The sequence below is a fragment of the Bradyrhizobium sp. CCBAU 53421 genome, from assembly GCF_015291625.1.
In the GTDB taxonomy this organism is placed as follows: domain Bacteria; phylum Pseudomonadota; class Alphaproteobacteria; order Rhizobiales; family Xanthobacteraceae; genus Bradyrhizobium.
On sequence record NZ_CP030047.1, the window covers coordinates 3,730,880 to 3,755,759 of the forward strand.

19 protein-coding genes and 3 pseudogenes are annotated in these 24,880 nt (G+C 58.3%); 8 read left to right on the forward strand and 14 right to left on the reverse strand.

Translation table 11 applies throughout. The features are described 5' to 3' along the window. Positions 1–11: 11 nt before the first annotated feature. The 5 genes from XH92_RS17520 to XH92_RS17540 form a co-directional block, all read right to left on the reverse strand. Positions 12–812, reverse strand: coding sequence for an SDR family NAD(P)-dependent oxidoreductase (locus XH92_RS17520; protein ID WP_194460315.1), 801 nt, complete (start codon positions 810–812; stop codon positions 12–14). After that, positions 793–2,406 (reverse strand): hypothetical protein, encoded by a 1,614-nt coding sequence (locus tag XH92_RS17525; RefSeq protein ID WP_194460316.1) that lies wholly within the window; start codon positions 2,404–2,406, stop codon positions 793–795. Before XH92_RS17525 ends, XH92_RS17520 begins: the two co-directional genes overlap by 20 nt. Then, positions 2,403–3,008 carry a phosphatidylcholine/phosphatidylserine synthase gene (locus tag XH92_RS17530; RefSeq protein WP_194460317.1) on the reverse strand — a complete coding sequence of 202 codons (606 nt, stop codon included), beginning with the start codon at positions 3,006–3,008 and terminating at the stop codon, positions 2,403–2,405. Before XH92_RS17530 ends, XH92_RS17525 begins: the two co-directional genes overlap by 4 nt. 11 nt (positions 3,009–3,019) lie before the next feature. After that, positions 3,020–3,829, reverse strand: a complete 810-nt coding sequence (locus XH92_RS17535) for a phosphocholine cytidylyltransferase family protein (protein ID WP_194460318.1) — start codon at positions 3,827–3,829, stop codon at positions 3,020–3,022. A gap of 355 nt (positions 3,830–4,184) precedes the next feature. Next, positions 4,185–5,375: a pyridoxal phosphate-dependent aminotransferase gene (locus XH92_RS17540; RefSeq protein WP_194460319.1), complete on the reverse strand. Its 1,191-nt coding sequence runs from the start codon at positions 5,373–5,375 to the stop codon at positions 4,185–4,187. Positions 5,376–6,328: 953 nt separating this feature from the next. Between XH92_RS17540 and XH92_RS17545 the strand changes: the two genes are divergently transcribed. Continuing rightward, a complete protein-coding gene (locus XH92_RS17545) occupies positions 6,329–7,831 on the forward strand; it encodes an alkaline phosphatase family protein (protein WP_194460320.1) in 1,503 nt (500 codons plus the stop codon). A gap of 290 nt (positions 7,832–8,121) precedes the next feature. Here the strand turns inward: XH92_RS17545 and aepX are convergent, their stop codons facing one another. Continuing rightward, positions 8,122–8,982 (reverse strand): phosphoenolpyruvate mutase, encoded by an 861-nt coding sequence (gene aepX, locus XH92_RS17550; protein ID WP_194461304.1) that lies wholly within the window; start codon positions 8,980–8,982, stop codon positions 8,122–8,124. Between the two features lie 961 nt (positions 8,983–9,943). Here aepX and XH92_RS17555 point away from each other — a divergent pair. Both XH92_RS17555 and XH92_RS43070 read left to right on the forward strand, forming a co-directional pair. Then, positions 9,944–10,759 (forward strand): hypothetical protein, encoded by an 816-nt coding sequence (locus XH92_RS17555; protein ID WP_194460321.1) that lies wholly within the window; start codon positions 9,944–9,946, stop codon positions 10,757–10,759. A gap of 26 nt (positions 10,760–10,785) precedes the next feature. After that, the gene (locus XH92_RS43070; RefSeq protein ID WP_371818047.1) at positions 10,786–12,393 is read left to right on the forward strand and encodes a hypothetical protein; all 1,608 of its coding nucleotides are present in this window, start codon (positions 10,786–10,788) and stop codon (positions 12,391–12,393) included. Positions 12,394–12,435: 42 nt separating this feature from the next. On the opposite strand, the gene XH92_RS17565 is transcribed toward XH92_RS43070, so the two are convergent. Both XH92_RS17565 and XH92_RS17570 read right to left on the reverse strand, forming a co-directional pair. Further along, positions 12,436–12,810 (reverse strand): hypothetical protein, encoded by a 375-nt coding sequence (locus XH92_RS17565; protein WP_194460322.1) that lies wholly within the window; start codon positions 12,808–12,810, stop codon positions 12,436–12,438. 507 nt (positions 12,811–13,317) lie between these two features. Next, positions 13,318–13,728 carry a hypothetical protein gene (locus XH92_RS17570; RefSeq protein ID WP_194460323.1) on the reverse strand — a complete coding sequence of 137 codons (411 nt, stop codon included), beginning with the start codon at positions 13,726–13,728 and terminating at the stop codon, positions 13,318–13,320. Between the two features lie 472 nt (positions 13,729–14,200). Here XH92_RS17570 and XH92_RS17575 point away from each other — a divergent pair, with 472 nt between their 5' ends. Then, a complete protein-coding gene (locus XH92_RS17575; protein WP_194460324.1) occupies positions 14,201–14,638 on the forward strand; it encodes a hypothetical protein in 438 nt (145 codons plus the stop codon). 156 nt (positions 14,639–14,794) lie between these two features. Further along, positions 14,795–15,070 (forward strand): hypothetical protein, encoded by a 276-nt coding sequence (locus tag XH92_RS17580; protein ID WP_246788471.1) that lies wholly within the window; start codon positions 14,795–14,797, stop codon positions 15,068–15,070. A 249-nt stretch (positions 15,071–15,319) separates the two neighbouring features. Here XH92_RS17580 and XH92_RS43075 read toward each other — a convergent pair. Beyond that, positions 15,320–15,523 (reverse strand): annotated as a pseudogene (locus XH92_RS43075) (XRE family transcriptional regulator); the annotation flags it as partial. A gap of 39 nt (positions 15,524–15,562) precedes the next feature. Between XH92_RS43075 and XH92_RS43080 the strand changes: the two are divergent. Next, a pseudogene (locus tag XH92_RS43080) lies at positions 15,563–16,197 on the forward strand (FAD/NAD(P)-binding protein). Positions 16,198–16,406: 209 nt separating this feature from the next. Beyond that, positions 16,407–17,384 (forward strand): dienelactone hydrolase family protein, encoded by a 978-nt coding sequence (locus tag XH92_RS17590; RefSeq protein WP_194460325.1) that lies wholly within the window; start codon positions 16,407–16,409, stop codon positions 17,382–17,384. Positions 17,385–17,523: 139 nt separating this feature from the next. On the opposite strand, the pseudogene XH92_RS17595 reads toward XH92_RS17590, so the two are convergent. The 5 genes and pseudogenes from XH92_RS17595 to XH92_RS17615 all read right to left on the reverse strand — a co-directional run. Next, a pseudogene (locus XH92_RS17595) lies at positions 17,524–17,702 on the reverse strand (IS701 family transposase); the annotation flags it as partial. A 69-nt stretch (positions 17,703–17,771) separates the two neighbouring features. Continuing rightward, positions 17,772–18,167, reverse strand: coding sequence for a helix-turn-helix domain-containing protein (locus XH92_RS17600; RefSeq protein WP_194460326.1), 396 nt, complete (start codon positions 18,165–18,167; stop codon positions 17,772–17,774). 388 nt (positions 18,168–18,555) lie between these two features. Continuing rightward, positions 18,556–19,023 (reverse strand): hypothetical protein, encoded by a 468-nt coding sequence (locus XH92_RS17605; RefSeq protein ID WP_194460327.1) that lies wholly within the window; start codon positions 19,021–19,023, stop codon positions 18,556–18,558. A gap of 34 nt (positions 19,024–19,057) precedes the next feature. Beyond that, positions 19,058–20,593: a DUF2235 domain-containing protein gene (locus XH92_RS17610; protein WP_194460328.1), complete on the reverse strand. Its 1,536-nt coding sequence runs from the start codon at positions 20,591–20,593 to the stop codon at positions 19,058–19,060. Between the two features lie 36 nt (positions 20,594–20,629). Beyond that, the gene (locus XH92_RS17615) at positions 20,630–22,015 is read right to left on the reverse strand and encodes a hypothetical protein (RefSeq protein WP_194460329.1); all 1,386 of its coding nucleotides are present in this window, start codon (positions 22,013–22,015) and stop codon (positions 20,630–20,632) included. Between the two features lie 738 nt (positions 22,016–22,753). On the opposite strand from XH92_RS17615, the gene XH92_RS17620 reads away from it, so the two are divergent. After that, positions 22,754–24,862 (forward strand): tyrosinase family protein, encoded by a 2,109-nt coding sequence (locus XH92_RS17620; RefSeq protein WP_194460330.1) that lies wholly within the window; start codon positions 22,754–22,756, stop codon positions 24,860–24,862. Positions 24,863–24,880: the final 18 nt, after the last annotated feature.

A 24,880-nucleotide genomic window follows, 5' to 3' on the forward strand; every position in this document is an offset into this window, starting at 1 on the left:
AGAGAGGCCCCTCACGTGCTGGCTGTGAGCCCGCCGTCCACATACAGAATCTGACCGGTCACGAACCGAGCTAGGGACGACGCGAAGAAATGCACCGCTCCAGCGACGTCGGATGGCGTTGCCAGACATCTGAGGGGGATGTCGGTTATGGCCTCCTGAAACGTCGCGGTGTCCTCAAGAGCTTTGTCATTCTTGTGAGTTCGTACAACGCCGGGAGCGACACCGTTGACCGTGATCCCGTAAGGGGCGAGCTCAGTCGCATGCTGCTTCAAGAGAATGGCCAGTCCTCCCTTTGCCGCACAGAAGGCGCTGTAACCTCGGTCTCGAAAACCAAGTGACGACCGAAGTGAGAGAATGTGAATATGGCTGCCTCTCTTTTCGGCTGCCACCTGATGGGCAGCGACCGCTTGGCCGAGAAACATTCCCGCACGCAATGTCCCGTGATACACCTGATCGAATGCATCTTCTGTCACCTCGAGAAGGGGCTGCTCTTTGTTGATCCCGACGCAGTTCACTAGAATGTCGATCGAGCCATATTGATGCTTGAGGGAAGAGGGGAGACGACGTACTGCGGCGACATCGCATGCATCGAGCTCGACACCTTGAACAGACAAACCTTTGTCATTCAGTTCAGCGGCAAAAGCTCGTGCCCGGTCCCCACTTCGTCCAGCAACAATGCTCATCGCACCTGCAGTGGCCAATGTTTCGGAAATCGCTGCGCCAATCGCTCCGTAGCCGCCGACGACTAACGCGACCTTGCCATGCAAGCTGAACGAATGCTGGTGGTGGCTCTCAACGTTCTGAATGCTCATTCGAGCCTCCCCCGGGCTGCTGCGACTGCCTGCGAACTTCAGGCGAGCCATCGGGTGTTGTGTTGACGATCGTCGCTCGCCAATCGGCGGAGCCGAATTGACCCTTGAAAACTGGTCCGAGATGTTCGTTAGCGGTGCCACCCAGTCGGACTGTTCCACTGATCGAGCCATCTTCTGCCAATTCGCCATCGAAACCGTAGAACAGCCAAATTGGCACGCGCTCATGCGCCGCCTCGAAGTGGATATGGCGCCCATGAACTACACCCGACACGCCTCCTGAGGAGGATCCCGTGTGGTGGAGGCCACGTATCGTCACGCCATTCTGCTGGATGCTGACATGATGTGTCGCTGAACCGTGAAGGAATTGTATTTCAAGCCGCCAACTGCCTGAGACGTCGACTTCGGCACGGAGGTCCGCGGTCGGTTGAGCTATGGACTCGGGATTACGCAATGCGTGGGCCAAAGTGCGGCCAACAATGTCAGCTTCGTCATCGGAGAGGTTCACGGGATCCAGTATGATCGAGGTCGGCGTAGACCAAAAATCGTGTATTAGGATGCGCGGTCGTTGCTGCAAAAGGGCTAGCCTTAGGTCTTCCGCATTGAGCGAAATAGCACCGGTGTCCCAGCTGACCTTCAGCCGAATTGCTGTCACGGAACCCGCCCAGGACAGCAGTTCTGTTTTGACGCCTGGCAGCGAGCTGAGGTAAGCGTCGACCCGCTTTAATCGAGGAAGCCACCTTTCGCGTTCGTCTTTTGCCGATTGAAAATTGATCCACCGATCGAGCGCGACCAGGGCGCCGAGTACCTCCTCCTTGCCCACCTTCATTGATCGGCCGAATGCTTGATGAGGGGCTCCATTCCACCAGATCGCTTTGCAAAGGCGCTCGTTCCCAAGCACTATTGCGGTGGATTGTGGTGCGCGGATGTATTTGCCCCCTGCGTATACAACCAGGTCGGCTCCGTTCTTGATCCAGCGATCCGGGTTCTCCGGCGAAAGGCCGGCGGCGTCGACGAGAATGGGAATGCTGTGCGCGCGAGCGAAGGGAAGTAGCGAACTTAACGGTAAGGCTGACGCTGCGTCCATCCGACCAAGCAGGCAGAGCATCGCAACGGTTCCGTCCAATGCCTCAGCCAACTCCTCAGTCGTGGCGATACCGACAATCTCCGCCCCCGCGAGCCGGATCGCCTGTTCGTAGGCGAAACGTTGATCGGAGGGGATTAACACCTTGTTGCGCAGCCCCGATGTATCCGGTAACCGCAACATTAGCTCTGGATTGTTTCCGGCAATGCAGGCCGCAGTGGCCAACGCTAGCGCGGCTGCAGTTCCGGCGGTGATAACCCCCCATTCGGTGCCGGTGAGTTCGGCCATTCGTTGGCCTACCGCTTCGGCGAGCTCATCCATGTCGACGAACGCCTCAGCGGCCGCCGTCATTGCGGCGATGACCTCGTCGCTCGGATTGCTTGCTCCATAAATCGTGCGGACACCAGCGCATTGGATGAACGGCTCGACGCCGAGTTCTCGATATATCCAGCCGCGCGTGTGGTCTCGTGTGGACGGACCGCTTGGCCGGACGAATTTAGGCTGCGTATTCATGCGAGCCCCCTTGTCGCGAGTACGATGGAAGCCCCAACACAAAATGCCGTGATGACGAGGTACATGATGCCGGTAGTCTTCGGAACTCGAAGCGACGAAACGTGCAGAACGGCAAGTACGAAGAGGATAAACGCGAACAGGTTCGGAAAGATCGCATCAGGGATCACCGGACGGAGCAAGAACACGATTGCCGTTGCTGGTATCACATAGGTGGTCGGCACGCCGATAAACCGGCCGCCCGGAGATCCGAATACGTTGAAGTAACTCAGCCGCAAGGCGCTGGCCACCACGAGAACAGTACCTGCAACAACTGGGACCAGTGAACCATGGGCCATAATTATCGAGGTGACGGCCGGAAAGACGCCGGCACTAACCAAATCAGCCAGCGAGTCTAGATTCTTGCCGACCTGTCCTGTCTCCGCAGCGCGGCCTTGCGTTCGCTGGGCCACCACGCCGTCGAGGTGATCGGCAAGCAACGCCCAGAGCACAATGGCGACTCCGACCTCCAGGCGGCCTGCGATCGCAAGGTTGATACCGATGACCGAGAGCACAAGACCTGCGGCAGTTATAGCGTTGGCTGGATCGATGAGCTGGCGGAACATTGGAGAAGTCCTCAACCACCAATCCGATGTTCGAGGGACCCCGGTGACGGCCGGAGCGACGCTGTTGCGAAAAGTCGTTCAGCGATTCGCAAGTCGTCCGTGCTGTCGATCTCATACCAACGAAGCGCGTCACAACGTGCAGCCGCAAGCTTCAGCCCGCGCCTTTCGACGAGTTGGGCAAGCAGTTCCTCGGTGTATGTTTGTGTGGCGCCTGACCTGACTAAGTCGTCCAGGGAAGGAACAATCGTCTTACTGAGCGTACCAAAACTAAACCGCAGTAGATTCATGGTTTTGAACAGCGCTGGGCCATCGCCGTTGAGGTCCGCTGCCGTCTGCTTCAGCCGAAACCCAGAGATAAGTCCGTTCTCGGACAGCGTCACGGCCGACCCTTGCATGCACGGCTCGAATGGTGCAACCGCAGCAATGTCGTGAGCAGCGGCAACGTTTAGATAGCGGAGCGCGTCCTCCTCAAAGTAGACGTCACCTTCCAAAATGTAGCAATCTCCAGAAAGAAGCACGCCACGCGCCAGCCACAGCGAATAAGCGCTGCCAGTGCTGTTGAAGACGGTTGACTCCACGTAGTTGATGTTAAGGCCGCTGAAGCGGCTGCCGCAGGCATACTGAATCGCGTCCTTGCGGTAGCCGACAACGATTGTCACGTCCTCGACGCCAACTGCCTCGAGGTTTCGTAGGGCATTGTGAAGGATCGGTGTACCGTTGATCTTGACGAGGGGCTTCGGGCACAAATCCGTTAATGGTCGCAGACGAGTGCCAGAGCCGGCGGCGAGAATGACGGCCTTCTTGGGAGCATTGGTGGTCATCTTAAAGTGCCTTCATTGGTTCGATCGTCGCGCGATATTCCGTCGTCGTTGCAAAGAGTTGAGAAATCGTCGCAAGTCGGTTAGGCCAGCCTCGAGTGTTTCAGTCTGAACGTGTCGCCGAGGACATCATTAGCTTGGCCTCCGGGGTAGTAGGGGCGCCGCCGTGCGCGGCGCGATTATCGAGTGTGTCGTCCAACATCCGTGTCCCATGTCCGTCGATTGGGGGCTTTCGCTGTGTTTCGATCACAAGACGTTAAGCGGGCGTCGCGGCCCGATCTGGCGATGAAGGCTGGTGCGGCTTTGTCGGCCATGATGCCAAGCCACTTGTCCAGGCGCCTCTGCGGGAGCCAATAATTCATTTCCATGTGTCTAGAGTTGCGGTCAGACGCCGCAAGCCATGTTCGAGTAGTTTGAGATCGATGCCGTAGGAGAGGCGGACTCCGGCGGGGTCGCCAAACGCTGTGCCTGACACTGTTGCAACGCCAGCGTCCATCAGCAGCGTGCTAACGACGTCATCGGCGTTTAGCTCGTGACCACGTGCCTTGGCGGATCGCTGAAGGCCGCTGAGATCGAGATAGAAGTAGAATCCACCTTGGGCGATTGGCTGGGGTACCGATCTCAGTGCGGAAAGGATCGACAGGCCGAGTGCCCGCGCGTCGCTGACCTGTCGTTGCAATTGCATTTGAAAGGTTGCATCGCCGGACTCCAGATGATGGAGTAGCGCATGCTGGGCGATGACATTGGGATTGGACGTTGTATGGCTTTGTAGCGCCTTGACTGCGCTGATGACCGCCTTGGGGCCGGCGAGATAGCCAATCCGCCAACCGGTCAAGGCCAACGACTTGGAGAACGAATTGACGATCAAAGTACGACCGCGTGCGCGAGGCGCCAGCGTGACGATCGGATGATGGACATGCGGCGCGTGGGCGAAAGTCCCGTAGCATTCATCGAAGATGATCCAAAGCTCACGGTCGATGGCGAGCTGGGCCATGCTAGCGAGAATGTCGCGATCATAGACAGCGCCAGTCGGATTGTTCGGTGTGTTGATTACGATCGCCTTAGTGTTTCGAGTGATGGCCGCCGCGAGGTCTGCAGGCCTCGGCACAAAGTGATTGTGCTTTGTCTCGATGAAGACGGGCCTGCCGCCGGCAACGATGATCTGAGCTGGAAAAGTGGTCCAGTAAGGGGCGGGGATGAGCACTTCGTCCCCCGGATTCACAAGGACCATGGCTGCATTGAAGAGCGCCTGTTTGGCGCCGGTCGTCACCGCGATTTCATCTGCCGACCAGGGTTGGGCGGTTTCGGCTGAAATCTTGCGAGCGAGCGCATGACGCAACTCCATTAGGCCGAGCGTGTCAGTATAGCGGTTGATGTTCGAGTTAATTGCGGCGATCGCGCCCTCGCGCACGGATGGCGCCGTGTGGCTCCAGATCTCTCCAGAAGTCAGATCGATGACATCCTTGCCGCCCACGGCAACTGCTTTGGCGGCATCACTCGCCGCAGCGGTGCCAGATGATTTAAACAAGGTTGTCCGTTGCGCTAACATGAGCGCTCTCCGTCGATCCAAGATGTCGGTTTGGTTGTCGCTGCGGGGCAGAGTGTACGAGGATATTGAAAGCAGATCCTCACATCTCAAGAAAGACAAGTCATAATTGGATTCGGCACTTCTTCTGCACGCAATGAGCTCGCAGCGCGTTTGCCAGTGACTGGACGGTCAGTGAGATGTGCGAGGAGATTGGATCGAGTAGCAATGTGCATATCGATTGCGCAAGGGCCGCTACGCCATTCGACAGCGGGTCTAATTGCAGGAAGGAAGATCTGTGCTTCGGTGAAAAGTGCGGTCGAGCGCGACGGTAAGGCGGGCTGATGCATGGCGGTAGTTCCTTCGAATTCGAGCGTGTGCGGTATGAATAAGAGAGTTGTTGGCGTAGGTTGCCGGGAAGAGGATATTGCGTTTGCGGGCGTGCGAGTTCGTCGTCGTTCAACAGTTCAAAGACGTCGTCGTGTGTCGTCAGAGTGGCCTCAATTTTCGAAGTATTCGTTGAACTGCGTTCGCAGATCTGCCGCGTCTCTGTTATGGCGGCTCGCATGAATTAGTCCTCTCAGATCATGTCGTGGCTGACGATTCATGTTGAACACCTGCAAGTAACGTTGTGATCCACTCGACTCGACTAGCAGTGACATGTATTCGTCATCTAGCTCAACTACCAACGTTGGTGGCTGTACGGAGGGCAACTGTTTGCGTAACTCACCATAGCGCGGCCAGGCTCCTATCAATTGAATGACCTCCGGCGCAAAGGAGGCGCGCTCTAAGCAAGAGTCAGCTTCTTGAGCGCCGATCCTTTCGGGAGGAGCCGGAATAGAGGAAAGCCGCCCTGCAGGGGTCAACAAGAGCTGCTGGGGCACAACAGCAGGCTCAATGGTACGACGGCGGCGCGCTGATCACCAGACCATCGCACAAAACACAAAAGGGGCAGGGGCCCTGATGAAGTTTCGACTATGTCCGTCTGCTCAATCTCGACGCGCATTGTCATCGTGCTGTTCGACGGGCTTAGGCCCGATCTCATCAGTCCATCGGTGACTCCGAACTTGGACAGGCTCCAGCGCCGCGGTGCAGTGCTGGCGCGGCAGCGTACGGTCTATCCCAGCGATACCCGGACCGCCCTGACGAGCCTCGTCACGGGCACGACGCCGGATCGGCACGGCATTGTCGGAAACCAGTACCTCGACCGTCTGTCCGCGATACCCATCTTCGTCGATACGAGTGACGACCGCCTGATCGAATGCCTCGACAAAGCATGCGGCGGCCGCTTCCTTGGCGCGCCGTCGCTCGGCGAGATCCTTGTGGAGAATGGCAGAACCTTCTCGGTTCTTGCTTCCAATTCGGCGGGAGCGACCCGCCTACTGAACCACAAGGCTGAAACGCTTGGCCTGGTGAGGCTGTCCGGCCACTTCCCTCAAGTCGCGACCCCGGCCGCTATGCTCGAACGGGTTGTGGGCTTGCTGGGGCCGACACCCGCGCCGGCTCCCCAGGGCATGCCCGATCTCGCGGCTCAATCGTTTCTGACCTCGGCGTTCCTTGATGTGATCTGGCCTGAAGTTCGACCTGATGTCGCTATTCTCTCTTTCGGAGAGCCCGACACCTCGTCCCACTATTCCGGAATCGGCGCGCCAAAGACCCTGGAGGCGATCGGCTTTGTCGACGGGCAGTTTGGCCGTGTGCTCGATTGGTGGGAAGCCGAGGGCATTTCTCAGGACGTTCATCTGATCCTCGCGTCCGACCATGGGCACGTCACGGTGCATGCGCAGGCAGATCCCTTCGAGACGCTCCAGGCGGCCGGGCTGCACTGTGGGCCTGCGCCGGGGCCCGGGATTGACGCCATTGTCATACCGGGGCAGGTCGGCGCGATCTACCTGGCTGAGCCATCCGACGTTGCTATCCGCCACGCGGCAGGGACAATAATGGAACGGCCTTGGTGCGGTCCCGTATTTACCGCCGGGCGGGGCGAGGTCGAGGGCGTCGCGCCGGGCAGCTTCGCCCGCCAACTGGCGTTCGCCGACCATGCCCGTTCGGCAGATATCTTATTTTCTTACCGGGCTGATGATGCGGTCGATCCGTTCGGCCTCGTCGGCCGCAGCTGGAGCCCGAACTGGCCCGTCGGCTTTGGTGTGCATGGCGGGTTGCATGCCAAGGAGATGTCGTCGGTCGGCATCCTGGCGGGTCCGCGGATCAAGAGCGGGCTCGTCTCACAAGTTCCCTCAAGTATCTGCGACTTTGCGCCGACCGTGCTCCGGCTGATTGGCATCGCGCCGCCGTCAACCATGACCGGCCGTGTCCTTTGCGAGGTTCTGTCAGAGGATGCAGAGAACGAGCCTCGGGTGATTGAGACGGTCCACGAGACGAGAGACGGCGGATACTCACAGTATCTCCGTCGTATCCAGATCGGCGCAGCGGTCTATCTTGATTCCGCTGATGCCCTGTCTTGCCGCGTCCGTACCTGATCCAAGAGCGGGTGTCGGTCGCTAACCGCCTACGAATTGCTGCTGACCATCCGGTCAAAAGTACGGCGCAGAAGATAGGCCCATACGGAAACCATCAAACCTGTTTCATCGAACGTGAGGCCGAATCTATCGCGGCTTTCTTGGGCCATTGGTGACCATTTCGTTCCCCTCGTGTCCATCAATATCACGGCCGCATTTCCGAGCACTGAGGACTCAGGCAAGCCGGTCCGAACCGACCCAGGTGTTGGAGTAGTTCGAGATCGACGCCCGCCGGAGATACGTTGTGGTGCTCAATCAGGAGGGGGAAGATATCGCGCTTCCGCACGGGCGAGCTCGTCGTACTTCAATAGTTCGAAGACGTCGTCGAGCGTAGCAATATTCGGCTCAATGCTCGCGGTGTTTTCCTCTGCGACGATGCGACGGCAGACCTGTCGCATCGCTGCTGCTGCAGCCCGCATGGAGTGATTCGCCCAAATCGCTGCAGAGATGCGGGCTTTGCGATATACAGCGACAGGTGTTCGATAGTACTTCGTAGGAACGATCACGACCGGCAACCTGTTCTGCCAAGCTCTCACAAACGCGAGGATTTCGTCCGCGGCGCTCCTGCGAGAGTGAATGAGAATCGCATCGGCTCCCGCGTTGGCGTAAGCGTGAGCGCGCGAAATGGCTTCCTCCATACCGCGCCCGGCGATCAACGCCTCAATCCGGGCCACAAGGACTAATTCGTCGGTGACTGCATCCTTCACGGCACGCAAGCGGCCGGAGAATTCATCGACATCGGCGAGCACATGTCCTTCACCAACAAACGAGTTCATCTTCGGAAAACAGCTGTCCTCGAGCGCGACGCCTGCAGCACCCCGCTGGCGAAGCATGCGGGCGAGGAGGCGCGCGTTATTGAAATTACCGAAGCCGCCATCCCCATCAACCAGGACAGGCAGTTTTGACGAGTCGACGATCCGATCGACTACATCAACGAGTTGGCTCCATGACAGTTCACTAGCATCGCGGTAGCCCAGAGAGCAGGCAATCGAAAGGCCGGACGCCCATAGACCTTTAAAGCCCGCGCGCTCGGCGATCGCAGCGGAGAGGCCGTCGTGCGCCTCCATGAGAAACGATAGTTCTCTGCTAGAGCAGATCTCGGCGCGGAGCATTTCAGCGTACGAGGGAGCAGCGCTTCGATAGGGGACGTTGGCAAGAACAGGGTTTGAGTGATCTTGCATGCGTATTCCGTGGACGAGGAGGAGCCTAGGCTCATTACTCGCAGGTGACATGCTTCTGTCATTTAGATCAATTGCGTGGGCTGGTAGTTGACTTTGTTGCGACGGCTGCATTGAGCGTGCCCATCATGTCGCCGCTTACGCAGTTGGTCGCGGGTCTGGAATAGTCCAAACGCACTGATCTGTCCCTAAATGTCCGTCCGCCATCGGTCAGAGTCTCGAAGTACATGTCGCCGTGGAAGGCGAGTATCATCTGATTGTGGCGCACGAAGTTACGGATAGCGACTCAGATCTGGCACAACTCGCCAATATGGTCAGGGGCGGCCCGGCCGTTCGAAAGCGCGAAACCGGTACACTGGCTTCACGGTTAGATTATCGGATTAAATGTACGCAGGAGCCTCGGGCTTTCACGAAAGATGGTGACGGCAACCTCGCAGCGGATGTTCGCACCGCTGGCGGTAGACGGACGATAGATGCTGTTATCGTACGGACTCGGCGACAGATGGCGATTAGCTGCTTTAGGTGATCCGCGCGGTGCTGCGGGCGTCACGACGATTGCGCCCGGCGCCGAGTTGAAGGTTACATCGCAATGCGGCCCTGTCCACTGCTACTGCGGCCACGATGGGTTTGCTAAAGGGGGAGGGGGGCTCGGTCTTGACCCGCTCAGCGGTACGGACTTCGTGCTCCGTCCGAAACGGACAGAGCGGACCAAGATTCCGGTTGGGATCGTCCGGGCCTGCGCGGATAGATCCCATGACCAGGCTGCTATCGTTGCTATTTCCCGGGCGGCCGTCGCCGCTTCATGCCGGAGGTGTATGGTTTTGTGCTTGCAATAGAAAGTTGCAAATGGCGGAGTTTCGCTTCTATAATTCAGTCATTGGCTGGAGGCATTTTCATGAGCAAAAAGCTTTTGTTTTTGGCTGTTGCGGCTTTTCTGCATGCGCTGATTACGCCGACGAGGGCCCAAGCTGAGGGGCTCAGCGAAGCTCAGCTTATCATGATCGCAAGCACAGCAGAACGCATTTGCGGGGTGGTCAAAGACCAGGGCAGCGCCTCGACCGCAGCGGCAAAAGGTGCCCTCAGCGTCGAGTTAAGAGGACTGGCTTCGCAAATTCTGACAACCGGTGGGCAGATCAGCGGAAGCATTACCACCGAGGATTATGTGGGGGTCGTGCGCGACCAGGTTGCCCCTCTAATGGTGAACCTCAGCGAGTGCAGATTCAAGGTTTTCCAAATACTGGTCTTTAAAATCGCACCCGGCGGAACAAGTCCGGCGCCACCTCCGACGTACACACCGCCTCCGCCCGAACCGGTATCCCGGACAAGGCTATCGTGCCAGGCAGACCGGATCATCGATTGGCTCGACCAGCACGGCATTTATGGCAACCGGCCCTTCGACAGTTCGGTCTACGATGATCAGGTCACCTGGACCGTCAATGGAAAGCGGGCCGCGAAAACCAAAACCGATGTCATCAAGGAAGAAGACGACTTCAGAAAAGTATATCCGATGCAGAGGTATACGCCGACATCATCGTCGGCGGGCCAGGTCGGAGACCAATGCGTGCTCACCCAGCAGGTCGACGGCTATAAGCAAAAGGCAAACGGAAGCGCGCAGTTCAACAGTTACAGACTTGAGTTCGGTATAAAGAGCGGCGCCAACGGTCCACGTATTGTCGAGCGCCAGACAGACGTGTTAACGGGCCGCCACTAGGAAATGCCTCCTCAGGAGACATGGACATGAGTGGCGACTTTGGCGGCGACCGGCGCCCGGTCGGCAGCAACAGGACGGCGCTGCGGAAAAAGCCGCAGCGATTCCCCTGGTGGATGGTTTACTGCGCATTGCTGATGTGTGTCGCCGCGGTCGTATGGATGCGCCGCACAGCGCCGGCTGTAAGCGCAGCGCCAGTGACAGCGGATGTCGCCGACAATCAAGCAAAGCTGAGAGAACGCGGCGCAGCGATGCTGGCCGCAGCGCAAAAAGGAAAGTCAGAGGTCGCGGCACCGCTACCCGCGCCGCAAATGGCAGAATCGGAAATGGCAGTCAGGCGGCAGACTGGAGCGCCGGACCCGGGACCGAACACCGTTGCGACGTCGACCGCGCAGCGAGAGTCTGAACCGGACACGATCGCCTTAACACCTGAGGCGCAGATATCGACGCCGGCCTCAGCCGCGCCGCCACCTGAGGTTCAGCAGTCAAAATCGGAACAAGAAACAACCCTGCGACAACGCGAGGCCCAAGCCAATGCTCGGACCCCGGCATCGAACGCCATTGCGCCGTCAACGGCGGATCAGGCAACGCAAGCGGACAAGGTCGGCACGCTTCCTCATACACAGAGATCAAATCCAGAGACGGTTGTGTCATCGCCCTACGCGCAGACATCAAAGCCGGAAATCGAGGTAGGCACGCAACAGCGACCGGACGCGGAAAAGCCGGGGAACGTGGCCGCGCCGTCTTCCGATGCGCAGAGGCCGGGCCGCAAAGGCAAGGACAAAGACACCAATCCAGACGGGCTCGTCGCCGTGCCGCAACTCGCTCTGCCCGACAATGTGGCTCAAAAGGTCGGTCATAAGATTTGGTTGAACGAAACGGACGGCAACCGTGATGCGATCACGTCATGGAATGCAGGCGAGGAATTTGCCTCACTCGGCATCGGCCATTTTCTCTGGTTTCCAGCGGGCAAGCCGGCTCCTTTCGAGGAGAGTTTTCCACCGTTGCTCGAGTTCTTGCGCGAACGAAATGCGCATTTGCCCTCGTGGGTCGATAGGATGCCGATTCCCCCTTGTCCTTGGACAAGTCGAGCGGATTTCCAGAAGAAATTCAACTCGCCTCAGATGAAGGAGCTGCGACAATTCCTGCTTGACACCATCGCTGGTCAGGCCCAGTTCTTGGTGGCACGCGCACAGGGCGCAATGGACAAGATCCTCCAAACCGCGCCTGACGGCGCGGAGCGCGCGCATATCATCATCCAGTTTTCACGCATCGTGCGGGCTTCGAAGGATCTCTACCCGCTTATCGATTACATTAACTTCAAGGGTGAGGGCATCAATCCTAAAGAGACGGCAGTCGACAAGCAGACCGGCAACCGGCAGGGCTGGGGTCTGAAGCAAGTACTTCTCAAGATGAACGGCACCACGACCGAGCCGAAGGCGGTGCTTTCTGAATATGCCGATGCAGCTCAGGCTGTTTTGCAGCAGCGGGTTCGCAATATTCCAGCCAACCACATGTGGGAAGCAGGCTGGCTGCATCGCGTCGACACCTATCGTCGCCCCCTCGTTGAGGTAGCCTCGAATCCCAAACCAGCGCACGGCGAGCCGTCACGCACAAAGACCGGAAAGCGCAAATAATCTTCATTAGTTATTCGAAGGTGCGCGACCACCAGAACAATTTCAATCACTCTTGATCATTTTCGCCTGAAGCTTGTCAAAGACGTTGAACTTGCATTGGGCGTTGTCCTTGATGGCCGTGGCAAGATCGGTCCGAATAACGCCCACGTACTGATCTGAATTGAAATCTGCAGCCCCGTTGATACCTAGCTCGGCGAGCTGCCTGATCAAACCGCTCAGCTGCGCCTTGACTTCACCTTTGACATTCAAGCTCTCTGAGCTTCCAGCCTGGTTGACAATGCTGCAGATGCGATCTGCGGCATTGGTGATGAGATCGAGTGCTTTGGCCTGAGCGTCTATGGCCTGAGACTGAGCACTGGCCTCGGATGCAGAAAAAATCGCGAAGATAGATCCAACAATGCGAATACCGCTCAGCATGACGGTCCTCCTGCGCAAACCTGAGGCTACCATGGGTTGAAATCATGTACAACGCGCGACACGATCGTCGTTGAGCACAATTACCAGGTCCGCGTCCGGACACGATATTAGCGGTAGATCGGTGAGTAGTTCCTGCATTGCCATATCCTGCGGGCACAAGGACGCTGGCATGATGGGCGCCCATCGTAGCAGTTGGGCCCATCCTTAACCCCAGGCTGCGGGCTGGGAACGCCGGGCATGCATCATGCCACGCCGGCGATGCGGTAATGCGTCGGCATCGCGAAGAGCCGCCCCGAGCAGCAGGCAGACAGAAGAATGATATTATTCATTGAATCTTCTCCGAGCTCTTGCCGACGGCAGGAAGCGGAGGAGATAGAGAAAGAGTGGAGGGCCCAAGGGACCGAATAGCAATAATGATGCGAACGCGGCGAGTATCTTTAGGAATACCATATGCCTCCACGCTACCACCAAAACGGCGTGTGGCGAGCAAGCGGGTGCGCGCAACGCCTACCGTAGCATTCGGAAGCCCCCTTCAACGGCTTCCAACATGAGCCCGCGCTGTGGAACGTCTCGAAGCGTTCCAAGTACAATGCCGTGTCCGATACCGATCGTGGAGCAGCTCGTTGGGTACACAAGAATCGTCAGCGACTTGGTATCGATTGAGCCCTTTATGACTCTGTCGACCCGAGCATTCATTATCCACATGATGACACCAGCATCGTTCACGAACGATTTGTCATAGATCGTCGCCTCAATTATTTCCGGTGCGTCGATGTCGTCCGGTACATGATCGAATATGATGCCATTGAGCCGTGCCCCCTGACACGCATTCGCGCTGTTGTAAGGAGTGCAACAAGCGAGCAGACAAAGGACGCCTGTGCGGAGGACACGCAACGCCTTGTCGAAGGCTTTCCTCATCCAAATCCCCTTCGGTGCGGCTTAGTAGCTGCTAACGGTGTTGGTGAGCACCACTTTTGCCATAAGAGTATCCGAGTCTCTGTAGACCGCCGCCTTGCACTCGATCGTTTGGTAGACGAGATCTTTGACTTTAAACGGTCCGCTTACCGCTTGAATAACCCATTTTGGCATGTCGAGGTAGAGTTCCGGGTTCGTCGCGGAGCCTATCCGTTACATCGGTGTTCTTGATGTCGAGGCGGATGGCCTGGGTAGAGCCAGCCAAGAACGGCGTTTTGAAGTCACTTGCGTTCTGCCGATATCCTACCGAAGCTTCAGCTCGGGATTAAGCAACCGGGGCGGTGCGTCAAGACAATCAACCGGCATATCTAAGAGGAGGGAATAGGCGGCGGCCGAAGGGGCTTTTTGGGGCCTCCGATGCTAGGGCCAAAGACTTTTCTGAATCGATCTGAAGGCTTTTGAAGGGGTGTAAATAATGCGCGCGATTGCATTCGCTATTTTATTCATCGTTTACTCGTGCACTGCGATGGCTCAAGTGCCGTACGCCGCTGAAGATGATGCATATTACTCTAGGATTGTGGGTGGCATAAGTATCGACCGTCACTCGGGGGGAGTTCCGTTCCTACGAAAAGGATATACGAATAGTGCGCACGTCTCGATTCTTGTCAAACTTGAAGCGGTCGACAGAAGTATTTTGTTGGATAAGAAAGCGACGCGAAGGCTACTAAACCAAATATCGCTCTGGGTCGATGAGCAGTTGGTCATGCAAGGTGTAATGCGGCCGTCGCTCACGGAAATACATGTCGCCGATAAGGGGCGCAATATTTTGCTCATTGCGCACCGTGACGGGCTGAGTGAGCCGTGGTGGATTAGACGGTTTGGTAAGTTGAGTCTTGAGCATGCTGCCAGATGATGAAAAATGACCCGACTTAGGGATTGCCGCGGCGTCACGTCCACCCCGCCTCAAGCAACGCGGGATCGACGCCGTCCAACCCGGTGATCGTGTTGCGCGCGCCCGGTCCTCACGCCGTTCCTCCGCCCTCGCGATGAAGGCGCTGAGGAGCACGAGATGCACGTTGCGGGATTCGTCGAGGCATCGCGGCATCAGACATTCGGGGTTTGGTGCAACTCCGACGGCCGCATCCAATCGGAGCCCGGTAGCTACAGGCTATTTGAATACCTTCTCGAGAAAGGTCAATTGAAGGAAACGCCTCTCGACGAACTGGTTGTCGAGGCCATCGAAGAGGGCAGGAATGAACCCAATGATGATATTCTCGACATGTTTGGGGCCCTGCATGACCGGCTTTTACGCGCTGCGAGCGCAGTCGCTGACGAGATTACCTAGCGCAAGCAATGACATCCCGGCAAGCGTGCGCGGATGACCAACTCGAGGGTGCCACCAACGCCGCCTGCCTACCGACATCGAGTCTATGCGTACGTTCAGGCGTCACGCCAATGTGCGGTGATCGTTAGACCTCCGAAGGCGAGGCCAGCGCCGCCAAATGCCTTGGCCGGAGCATGGCGCGGACGCCGCGACCTTGCAGTGTGCGCTCGCCCGTCACACTGTCACGAAACCTCGCAACAGTGCGTCTGCTTAGTCCCCATTGGCAGCGATCGATTCCATCAGCGATACCAGCTGACGTTGCACGCTCTGATCCTTGATCTTGCTATACGCGCGCAGCAGCCGCAGGCTGAAGGCACTGTCCAAGAACAGGAGACGGTCAACCTCGCGCGCCTTGTTGTCGCCGTCGTAGAAGAAGGTGACCGGCACATCCAGCGCGGTCGAGATCTGCTCGAGTTTGGACTTCGTGTAACGCTGATCGAGCGACGGCATGAGATCGGTCGTGGTCCAGCCTATCACACCAACAATCCCGAACATGTCCTGAATGTTCGCGCCGCGAACATGAGGGCGCTGCCGGACGACCCGAGCATTTCTGGCGCTGGCTTTCGAACCGCTCAGAGGAGGCGCTGTGTCCCGATCCATATTGCTTCGTGCCGCGGCGGACCTACGGCGATTATCTTGCATGGCTTTCGTCCGCAGTTACGGTGCAGCGGCCCATCGAGCTCTTCGAGCCGCGCAAATGCATTAAGATGATTCACACTTCCCTGATCATCTTTGTCGTCCGTTCGGTTCGGTTCGGTTCGTACAAAGAATCGACTTGCACTGTTATTGTTCTCTTTGCTCCCTTCGCATGGAGTCGGTTCCGGCCCCATTGCCTTCAGCCGCATACGCGATCCTTCGTTAAGTCAACTCTGAGTGATTTCGGCGGTTGTTGTATGAAAAAGAGCGATGTTTCGTGCCCGAAGTGCGGCGCCGGCTTCCGACGTATAGAGCTTTCGTCTCGGCCTGGGACCAAGGGTGATTACCGCTGCCCTGTTTGCAACACCGTGCTGGAGGTTTTCGACGGCAACAGTTTGGTGGCGGTTCGTCTCACTGTTCAGCCGGTGACAACGAGAAGCGACGGTTCCTAACTAGCTCTTCCGCCCGAAGGGCAAGGGGCTTGCGGCCATAGGGGCGCGGCGGGCCGCCTTAGGTCCGCTGCGAATGACCCATATGAGACATGCGCGGGATGTGCCCCCCGCACAAAGCCACTGGAAAAAACGCGCAGACATCGTTGGCGACGATATCGTTCCGTGCAATGCTCTTGCTCTGCACTGATGACGTCAGCGGGGGGGGGGGCATGATCAGGCAATTTGTGACTGCAGGTGCCATTTTTGCGACAATCATCGGGTCCGCCACGGCTCAGGTTGCGCGGTTAGAAGTCCACGCTATCTCGACGGTGACCCTCAGCGATTCAGATTTCTTGGCGGGTCGGAGCGGCGGCCAACCGGTGACCATAGCTGGTGAGCTGCGTATTCCGAAGGCTGGCACCGACAAATTGCCTGCCGTCGTTCTACTCCATGGTTCGGGTGGTATCGGCGGCATCGGAAGCATGATTGACGAGTGGTCGAGAGAGTTGAACCAACTCGGCATCGCGACATTGGCCGTCGACAGCTTCGCCAGTAGAGGGATCACTTCAACGGTAATTAGTCAGGCTCAACTTGGTCGCCTCAACATGGTTGCCGATGCCTATCGGGCTCTCGACCTGTTGGCCAAGCATCCCCGAATCGATTCGAATCGTGTTGCTATAATGGGCTTTTCCAGGGGTGGACAGTCGGCCCTGTACTCGGCGATGAACCGACTGTACGGGACGCTCGGTCCAGCCAACAACCTGCGCTTCGCAGCACATATTGCCTTCTATCCAGATTGCACGACTACTTACCTCGGAGATGCTGACGTGAGTGACAAGCCCATTCGCATGCTCCACGGCACCTCAGACAATTACAACCCCGTTGCCCCGTGTCGTGCGTACGCGCAGCGACTGACGGACGACCACCGCGACGTCAAGCTGATTGAGTATCCGGGCGTCTATCACGTGTTCGATGCTCCGGCTTTCCGGACACCCCTTATCTCAAAGGGAGCAACAACAACTCGCCGCTGCCAGCTCATGGAAGGCGACGACCACCAGATAATCAACCGTGAAACGCAGAAGCCATTCGCGTATAGCGATGCTTGCGTCGAGAGAGATCCGACGCTCGCCTACAACGAATCCGCAAGCAGCCAGGCTCGCGTATTCGTTCGAGGGTTCCTAACGGAGGTTTTCCAACTTAAACAATAAGGGCAGTTCAGCTCTTGGCCCATCGCGACATTTGCTGTAATTGCACAAACGCGGTCGGTATCGGACTGGGGGTGGACATCGGCGAAATTTATGAGTACGCGCCCACTACTTTGGCAGAACTGGTTTGTTCTGCCGTTTTTCACGGATTCGTCTTCTGCAGTATGGGCATCGCTGCGATGGCAGCCGAAGGATGAGATCGACGATGGCGTGACGTACTGCGGGTTGGCTGAGGCGGAGGCCCGTTGATTCTTTTTTCCGCCCCGCGTGTGCGAGGCGACGGTGTTGCAAGAGGGCGTAGGCGATCATGGTCATTAGGGCGGACGCCGCGACCTTGCAGTGTGCGCTCGCCCGTCACACTGTCACGAAACCTCGCAACAGTGCGTCTGCTTAGTCCTCATTGGCAGCGATCGATTCCATCAGCGATACCAGCTGACGTTGCACGCTCTGATCCTTGATCTTGCTATACGCGCGCAGCAGCCGCAGGCTGAAGGCACTGTCCAAGAACAGGAGACGGTCAACCTCGCGCGCCTTGTTGTCGCCGTCGTAGAAGAAGGTGACCGGCACATCCAGCGCGGTCGAGATCTGCTGAAGGCGGGCAGCGCCGACGCGGTTGACGCCCTTCTCATACTTCTGGACCTGCTGGAAGCTGATGCCAAGCTTGTCGCCGAGTTCAGCCTGGGAAATCTTCTGCTCGACACGGCGCAGGCGAATCCGCTTACCCAGCTCGATGTCCGGCTTGCCGGCACTGCGCTGCTTCATCTTCTTTGCTGTTGATCTGCTCATTTTAGTGATCGTCCTTCAATCGGCAAGTCTTCGCCGGGACAAGTGGGAAATTCGTCCATGACGTCCTGCGCTAAAGTTCGCGAAGATCGTCAGCTCATAGTGAGAACCGCGATCTCCATACGCATCTGCGCGCTAGAAATGCGCCTGATACCGACGCGGTCGATTACCAGAAGTCGATCGCGTCAAGGCGTCAATTGACACCCCGCCCTTCGCATTTGGCAGAATATCGAGCGGAGTACAACTATCGCGGGTCACGGATTCTACCCGCATGCTTACTGGCAGCACAGAGATTCCCGTATTCCTACGGGGTTTTGCGCTCGCAACGTCCGCGTTGCCGCCGCGCGTCCGGGTATACGATTGATGGGGTGACCACGGTCGCCGGCTCGCCTCAAGCATCGCCAAGCGATTTTGGTTTGGGCAACCTGACGTTCAGTCCGCCAGACTGTGAGCTCAGGGTGCGCTCCCACTCCTTGGACATCTTTGACTGTAAGTCCCGGAATTGTTTGCTGAGGCCAGCAAGGGCATCAGGAGTGGGGGCGGAGCCGTGTTCGTATACAAACTGGAGGCGGATTCCGTCCAACTCCGCTCTCATGCGATCTTGCCACCCTTGCGCTTTCACGCAGTGCAAGGTTTGAGTTAAAACTGATCCCATCGTCGTAAAACCGCCAAGGACGCCGGCAAGCAACGCTTGACCCGCGGACCCGGCCGCCAGAGATAGCAATCCGCAGGCCCCGGATACGATGACGATGAGCTGATGCCACCGTGCATCCTTTGAGTAAGCTTTGGCGTGCTTGTCCATGGCGGCCTGAATCTTCGCCAAGAACTCGTCTGCTAGTTGTTCCGGCGTTTTTAACACAGTGGCCTCCCAACGTTCATGGCCCTGGCCACTCTTACGAGGGCGGATAGTAGATCTTGAACTCGTCGTGATGCCTCATGGACTCAGGCCTGTATGGGCCGCGTCCGGCACACTGGGTCACTTCGTCCAATTTGAACCGTTGCCGGACGGAAGGATGGACGCGAGCGTCATACGGTATCTTCCGGAATTCTTCCTCCCAATTGAGGCGGCTAAGCCACCCACGGAGCCATTTCATCCAACCCGGCAATTTCTCCATGTACCCATCGATGGTGTCTCGCATGCCTGCGAGTTCGCAATGCTGGACACCGTCATGGTGAGGGTAAAGGTTCAAAGGGGTGCCGGCGCCGCCGGTGTTCTCCAGCTTGATGCCGTTCACGAACACGGGACCAAGCGTCAAGCCGTCGGGTATGGAGGTAGCCTCTTCAATCATCCAGGCGAGAGCGTTGTCCGAGAGCCTCGACTCCGCTTCGGGATAGCTACCGCCGATATCGGAGTGATTGCCCGCGAACCACATCTGCACCAATTTGGGCGGTCCTTCGGCGTTCGGCTTGGCCGCTGGATCGTCGGCGACAGTGCCCCACGGCACTCGCTGGAAATCCTTCCGGTTCTCGTCGATCGCGTTCGCGGCACGGCCGAAACGCACGTAGACGCTTAACAGACGGTCGAAGTTCTCGTCCTTCCACTCCGCGTAGTGTTCGCGCGGAGGATCTCCAGGATTCGGAAAGTCGCGGATAACCTTGAGGCGCGATTGCTTCTGACGATGCATCCAGTAGCCACCGAGACCGACTACCGTGAGAGCGAGCAGACCCCACCAACTAGGCCAGAATGGGAGCCATCTATCGACGAACCACGCCACAAGGAGGGCCGGGAAAGCCGCAACCACGGCAACTGTCAAAGCAAAAGCCAATGCGAGTCCGGCTTGGATGATAAAACGACGGAGACCCTTGGCTCCCAGGGAAGCCACCGTGTCGAAGACGCCGATGAAGTAGGGAGCCACGTTGGAGTTGAAGTCTCCGTCCGATCCATACTTCTCGCGAAATCGCCGAGCCTGTTCTTCGCGTTCGGCCGCGTACTGAGCACGGGGATACCCGGCGCCATGCTCGAGCACCACTGTGACCGCCTCAATGGCGATGTCGTCCACCTGCTTCCGGAAGCGCGTCAGGGGACCCGTCGGGGTCTTCGTCGGCACCCCGCATAACATGAGCAGATTCGCCAGGCTGCGGACGGTGTAGGCACCCCGACTGAAGCCGATGAGGAATACCCGATCACCGGGTTCGTAGTGGTTGATGATGAAGGCATAACAATCGGCGATATTTTTGACGATACCGTTGCCGATGACCGAACCGAGCAGTTTCTGGACGAAGCGCCACGGGGCGCTCAGGGCGGTCGCCCCGATATCGGTGCCGAGCCCCGGGTCGTAGAATGCCACTTGCTCATGAGGATCGATGGGATTCTCTGGCCCCGTCCGCGATGCGCGATACATCTTGTAAACATTGCTGACCCGCTGCTCAGGCCGCACGCCGCCGTCTTGGCCGGTGCCGTCCGAATAGACCACAATATTCTTCGCCACGAAGGTACCCTCCAGGTCGCTTGTCGCCGTTGTGTGTCAGCTCGCTTCCGTCGCAGGCAGATCGGAGAACAGGTCGCGCAGCGGACGTCCCAGGTAAGCAGAAACCAGTTTTTGCTGGTCTGGAGACACCTTCTCGTTGCCGGAAAACAGCTTCCGAACTTCCTCCCCATCCATTTCCAGGAGGCGTGCCATTCCGTCGATGTCGCGACTTGCGGCCTTGAGCGCCTCGTCCAGGTCGACGCGGCTGTAGCGTGGGCTGTAGTCGGCACCGCCGACGCTTCGAAGCAGAGAGCTGGCGACCCCACGGATTGCCGCCATCGACCGATCTGACATCAATCCCGAAACGACCGCCAGCAACGAGATGAAATAGGGGTTTAGCGGGGCGTTGCCGGCGAGCTTTCCCGTGTCGGCAAGGACCGGCACTCCGGCCTTAGCGATAATGAACATGACAATGGCCAGGACGGCACCGAACGCGAGCCGAAGGGGGTATTCGCCAAACGAAAGTGAATCCTGATCGTTGCTGATGAACGCGGCGAGGAGGCTTAGGGCGCTGCCGAGCACTCCCATCGAAATGAGCAGCGACAGGACGACCATATCGTTCGTCCACAGTGCTACGGTGTAGACCGCGCCGCCCCAGACGCTGGAGAGGGACGACAGTTCAGCGGTGATGTTGACGATGCGTTCCACGAGTTCGGGTGCGGTTGTCGAATTGGAATCCCCGAAGAGCTTAGCGGCCGCCTGCTCGCGATCTTGTCGCTGTTCCTGAAGACTAGCGATCCAGCTCTCCTTGCCCTTTATTTTGGCTTCGTTCGTTTCAACGGTTGCGCGGAGTTCTACGTTCTCGATGTAGCGCTTCCTCATCGCAGCAAGTTCGCTGCCGAACTGTTTCTGCAGATCGTCGCGGGACAGGAGCAATTCGACCTGGGTCAGGAGGTCAGAGACGCTCGAGGAGTTTTCTGGCGCCGAGGTCGCAGAAATCGAGGCCAGTTGACCCGACGCGGCAGTCGCTTTTTGCTTCAGAGATCTGACGTCCTCGGCAAGGCGGGTAGCCTCGCTTAGCTGCTCGGCCGCGAGCACCAGATTGTTTTGCCGGTCTTTTGCGAGGTTTATCCTGTCTTGCGCGATGCCTTCGCGCAGCTTTCTGATCGCCTCTGGCCAATTTTTGAAGTCCTCTCGAAACTGATCGACCCGCCAGATCGTCAGAGGAGCTCCATTAAGGCTCAGCTCGGCGATCCGCGACTGAAACTGGGCGGCCGAAAAGAAGGTCACCGCGCTTGCTGCGGAGAGGGCGACGAGGAGTGCCAATACAATGCCGCCCAAAACGCGAACGGGCCGGAAGTCGCCAAGATAGCGCTTCACCCAACCATCGTGCTCGGGCGCGGTCTTTACATGTGGTGTTAAAGTATCGGACGCATCGCTCATTTGGGGGTGTCCTTCCGTGCGCATTTTTGCGCACATCCCGATCTGCAATTCTAAGGTGCTGTAATGAAGATTCAAAACCGTCGTACCCTAACGCATCGGGGCAGGTGCCCAGTGGGCTGTCAAGCACCAACCTTCTTTTTTTGTTTAACAGTCGCCGGTGGTGGAGCGTCGTGCAAACCTCGCCAGAGCATCACCGCTTTACGCCGATAGATTCGAGCTCCTTCTTAGCCACTCGGTAACCGTGCCCCTGCGCTTCGCCAGCCCAGAGAGAAAATCGAACTCTCGCTCGAACCGCGAGACTTCCTCGGTGGGGCGACCACGACTGTAGGGTAGCCCAACCTAAATTAAGCTTGTGTGGATCAGATGGCGTTCGTGTTCGACGCACAATCTTTGTACGATGCGGACAAAACCGCGCGCGCATGTAGCGCGGTCTGCTCTCGGTCGATCATGCCGATCTTCTCGTAGATGAGAGGAGAGGAATTAACGTGCGCCCGAGTGAGCGAACCGCTCACGCAGGAACTCTCGTCAGCTGTTTCACAACTTGCCTGTTGATCAAGTGAACGAGTCCGCCAAATGTACATGTGGCCGTAACAGAAGATGAGCATAACTGTTGCTTGTGCCGTTGATCATCAGGCTCTAGGTCGTGTTTTTGCGTGACATCAGCCAAAGGTTGCGCTAGTAAGATGGAGCGTTTAGTCGCTGAGCCTGCATCCTGAGTTTGCTTCTTCGGGGAGTGAAATGGACACCGGAGCGCTTACGATCGCCTATGCGCGCGTGAAGGCGATATTGGATGAGGCGGCAGGCGACAGCTCCGCTGACTATGGTGGGGCCGGAAGGTTCTGGACCAGCGGCGCTCGGTCGCTGGAAGAGGCCGAAATCTTCGGTGTAAAGATGATCGCGCCGCCGCCGACGGGGCACGCCTGTTGTGTCCCGGCTGGCGCACGGAGCGCTGCGTCCGGACTGATCAAGGGACTGCGAGGTGAAGCGCCGTTCGATGGTAGTCGCTTCCCCGCGTTACCGTGGGGTGGCACCACAGTAGCGCCTGCGGATATTGACCGCATTGCCGACTGGATCGACGCCGGCTGCCCGGATGAGACGACGAGCGTTGCGGTCGAGCTTTCGCCTGGCGACGTGGCACCGAATGTGAGAGTCCGCACGAGCGAGATCGCCGAGTTTGCGGTTGCTGCCGACGGCTATTCGCCGGCCAGCGGAGCGGGTGAGCCGCGGCGGCGCATGAACATCGATTGCATGGGCGAAGCGCAGCTCGATCGCTTGCGCCGTGGCTTTCGCCAACTCTACACGCTGAACCGCTGGCCAGAGGATCGGCGTAGCTACAACAACCAGGCGCTGATCCACCAGAATCATTGCCAGCACGGCTGGGAGCGCTTCCTGCCCTGGCATCGCGCTTATCTCTATGAGTTCGAGCAGAACCTGCAGGATTTCGAGCCCGGGCTGATGCTGCCGTACTGGGACTTCACGATGCCCGAGTACCGGCCGGAGGAGCCGGACAAGGGTTGCATCATTCCCAAGTCGTTGAAGGCCTATCTCACTGAAGAAGCGGCCGAGACGTTGGTGGCGGCGCTCGACCCCGTGCCGACGGCGGATCAGAAGAAGGCTATCCTGACGCTCGCCCGCGATCGCACCTACTTCACCTCGCAACGTCACTTCTTCTGCCATCTGATCACCACGATCGGCTATTCGGCAGTGACCCCCGATCCCAAGAACGCCAATCGCCAGCGCTTCATCGACGCGCTGCTCGAGTCGAACGCGCTCTGGTATCCGCTGCGCTATCCCGCCGAGTATGCCGGCGGCGGGACCATCAACCAGGTGATCCACTATCACTACCCGTCGGCCGACGACATCACCCAGATCTTGAACCTCAACAACTTCCGCGACTTCGGCGGCGGCAGTATCTACGACGCGGCGTTCGGCTTTCTCGACCAGAACCCGCACAACACCATGCACATCTGGACCGGCGGCCAGAACCCCGATGCCGGGCAGGTGGCATACGTGTGCAAGGACGGTCCCACCTCGACCGGGACGACGCCGCAGCCGGAAGCGGACACCGCACGCCTGCGCGCGCTCACCATGCGCCGCAACGATGCCGCCCAGGTCGGTGGTCGCCGCTTCCATGCCCGATCGGACCTCTATTCCCAGCCAGGCCTCGGCGACATGTTCAGCAATCTGACGGCGTCCTACGACCCGGTGTTCTGGCCCATTCACGTCAACATCGACCGGATCTGGTGGGAGTGGCAGAAGCTCAATCCCAATGCGTTGCCGGCGGATCTCGATGCCGTGCTGTCGCCGTGGAACTACACGATCCGCGACACGCTCGACATTGCGCCGTTCGGCTACGAGTACGTGCGCAGCTCCCATTTCATGCCGGTCGGGCTGGAGGCGCCAGTCAGCCGCTTCCTGTCACAGCCGATCACCGTGCCGGAGGCGGCGCGCAGCTTCAAGCGCGCGGAGATTCGCCTGCACCAGGTGCCGCAACTCATGCGCTCCTGCTTCGTGCGGGCGTTCCTGAACGATCCCGGTGCCAACGCCTCGACACCGATCAAGGGCAACCCGCACTACGCCGGCTACATCTCGATCTTTGGACACGGTGCCTGCTACGGCGGTCCCGGCCATTGCGACATCCCACCGGCGCAGGCACGACGCTTCGACCAGCGTCCGCGCAGCCACAACACGCCACGCACCCATCGCATCGACGTCACTGTGGCCGCCAAGCGGGCGCTCGAAAGGGGAGGTCCCTTGCAGATCACGCTCGTGGTGATCGGCGGCGACTACCAGGAGGAGACGGAGTTGCTGAAGCTAGAAGGTGTGTCGATCAGTTTCATGGATTGAGAAGGTTGCGGTGGACTC

What these genes read in the sequence shown, in the direction of transcription:
- XH92_RS17520 (WP_194460315.1), bottom strand. Translation starts at nt 812, where the DNA reads ATGAGCATTCAGAACGTTGAGAGCCACCACCAGCATTCGTTCAGCTTG.
- XH92_RS17525 (WP_194460316.1), bottom strand. Translation starts at nt 2,406, where the DNA reads ATGAATACGCAGCCTAAATTCGTCCGGCCAAGCGGTCCGTCCACACGA.
- XH92_RS17530 (WP_194460317.1), bottom strand. Translation starts at nt 3,008, where the DNA reads ATGTTCCGCCAGCTCATCGATCCAGCCAACGCTATAACTGCCGCAGGT.
- XH92_RS17535 (WP_194460318.1), bottom strand. Translation starts at nt 3,829, where the DNA reads ATGACCACCAATGCTCCCAAGAAGGCCGTCATTCTCGCCGCCGGCTCT.
- XH92_RS17540 (WP_194460319.1), bottom strand. Translation starts at nt 5,375, where the DNA reads ATGTTAGCGCAACGGACAACCTTGTTTAAATCATCTGGCACCGCTGCG.
- XH92_RS17545 (WP_194460320.1), top strand. Translation starts at nt 6,329, where the DNA reads ATGTCCGTCTGCTCAATCTCGACGCGCATTGTCATCGTGCTGTTCGAC.
- aepX (WP_194461304.1), bottom strand. Translation starts at nt 8,982, where the DNA reads ATGCTCCGCGCCGAGATCTGCTCTAGCAGAGAACTATCGTTTCTCATG.
- XH92_RS17555 (WP_194460321.1), top strand. Translation starts at nt 9,944, where the DNA reads ATGAGCAAAAAGCTTTTGTTTTTGGCTGTTGCGGCTTTTCTGCATGCG.
- XH92_RS43070 (WP_371818047.1), top strand. Translation starts at nt 10,786, where the DNA reads ATGAGTGGCGACTTTGGCGGCGACCGGCGCCCGGTCGGCAGCAACAGG.
- XH92_RS17565 (WP_194460322.1), bottom strand. Translation starts at nt 12,810, where the DNA reads ATGCTGAGCGGTATTCGCATTGTTGGATCTATCTTCGCGATTTTTTCT.
- XH92_RS17570 (WP_194460323.1), bottom strand. Translation starts at nt 13,728, where the DNA reads ATGAGGAAAGCCTTCGACAAGGCGTTGCGTGTCCTCCGCACAGGCGTC.
- XH92_RS17575 (WP_194460324.1), top strand. Translation starts at nt 14,201, where the DNA reads ATGCGCGCGATTGCATTCGCTATTTTATTCATCGTTTACTCGTGCACT.
- XH92_RS17580 (WP_246788471.1), top strand. Translation starts at nt 14,795, where the DNA reads ATGCACGTTGCGGGATTCGTCGAGGCATCGCGGCATCAGACATTCGGG.
- XH92_RS17590 (WP_194460325.1), top strand. Translation starts at nt 16,407, where the DNA reads ATGATCAGGCAATTTGTGACTGCAGGTGCCATTTTTGCGACAATCATC.
- XH92_RS17600 (WP_194460326.1), bottom strand. Translation starts at nt 18,167, where the DNA reads ATGAGCAGATCAACAGCAAAGAAGATGAAGCAGCGCAGTGCCGGCAAG.
- XH92_RS17615 (WP_194460329.1), bottom strand. Translation starts at nt 22,015, where the DNA reads ATGAGCGATGCGTCCGATACTTTAACACCACATGTAAAGACCGCGCCC.
- XH92_RS17620 (WP_194460330.1), top strand. Translation starts at nt 22,754, where the DNA reads ATGGACACCGGAGCGCTTACGATCGCCTATGCGCGCGTGAAGGCGATA.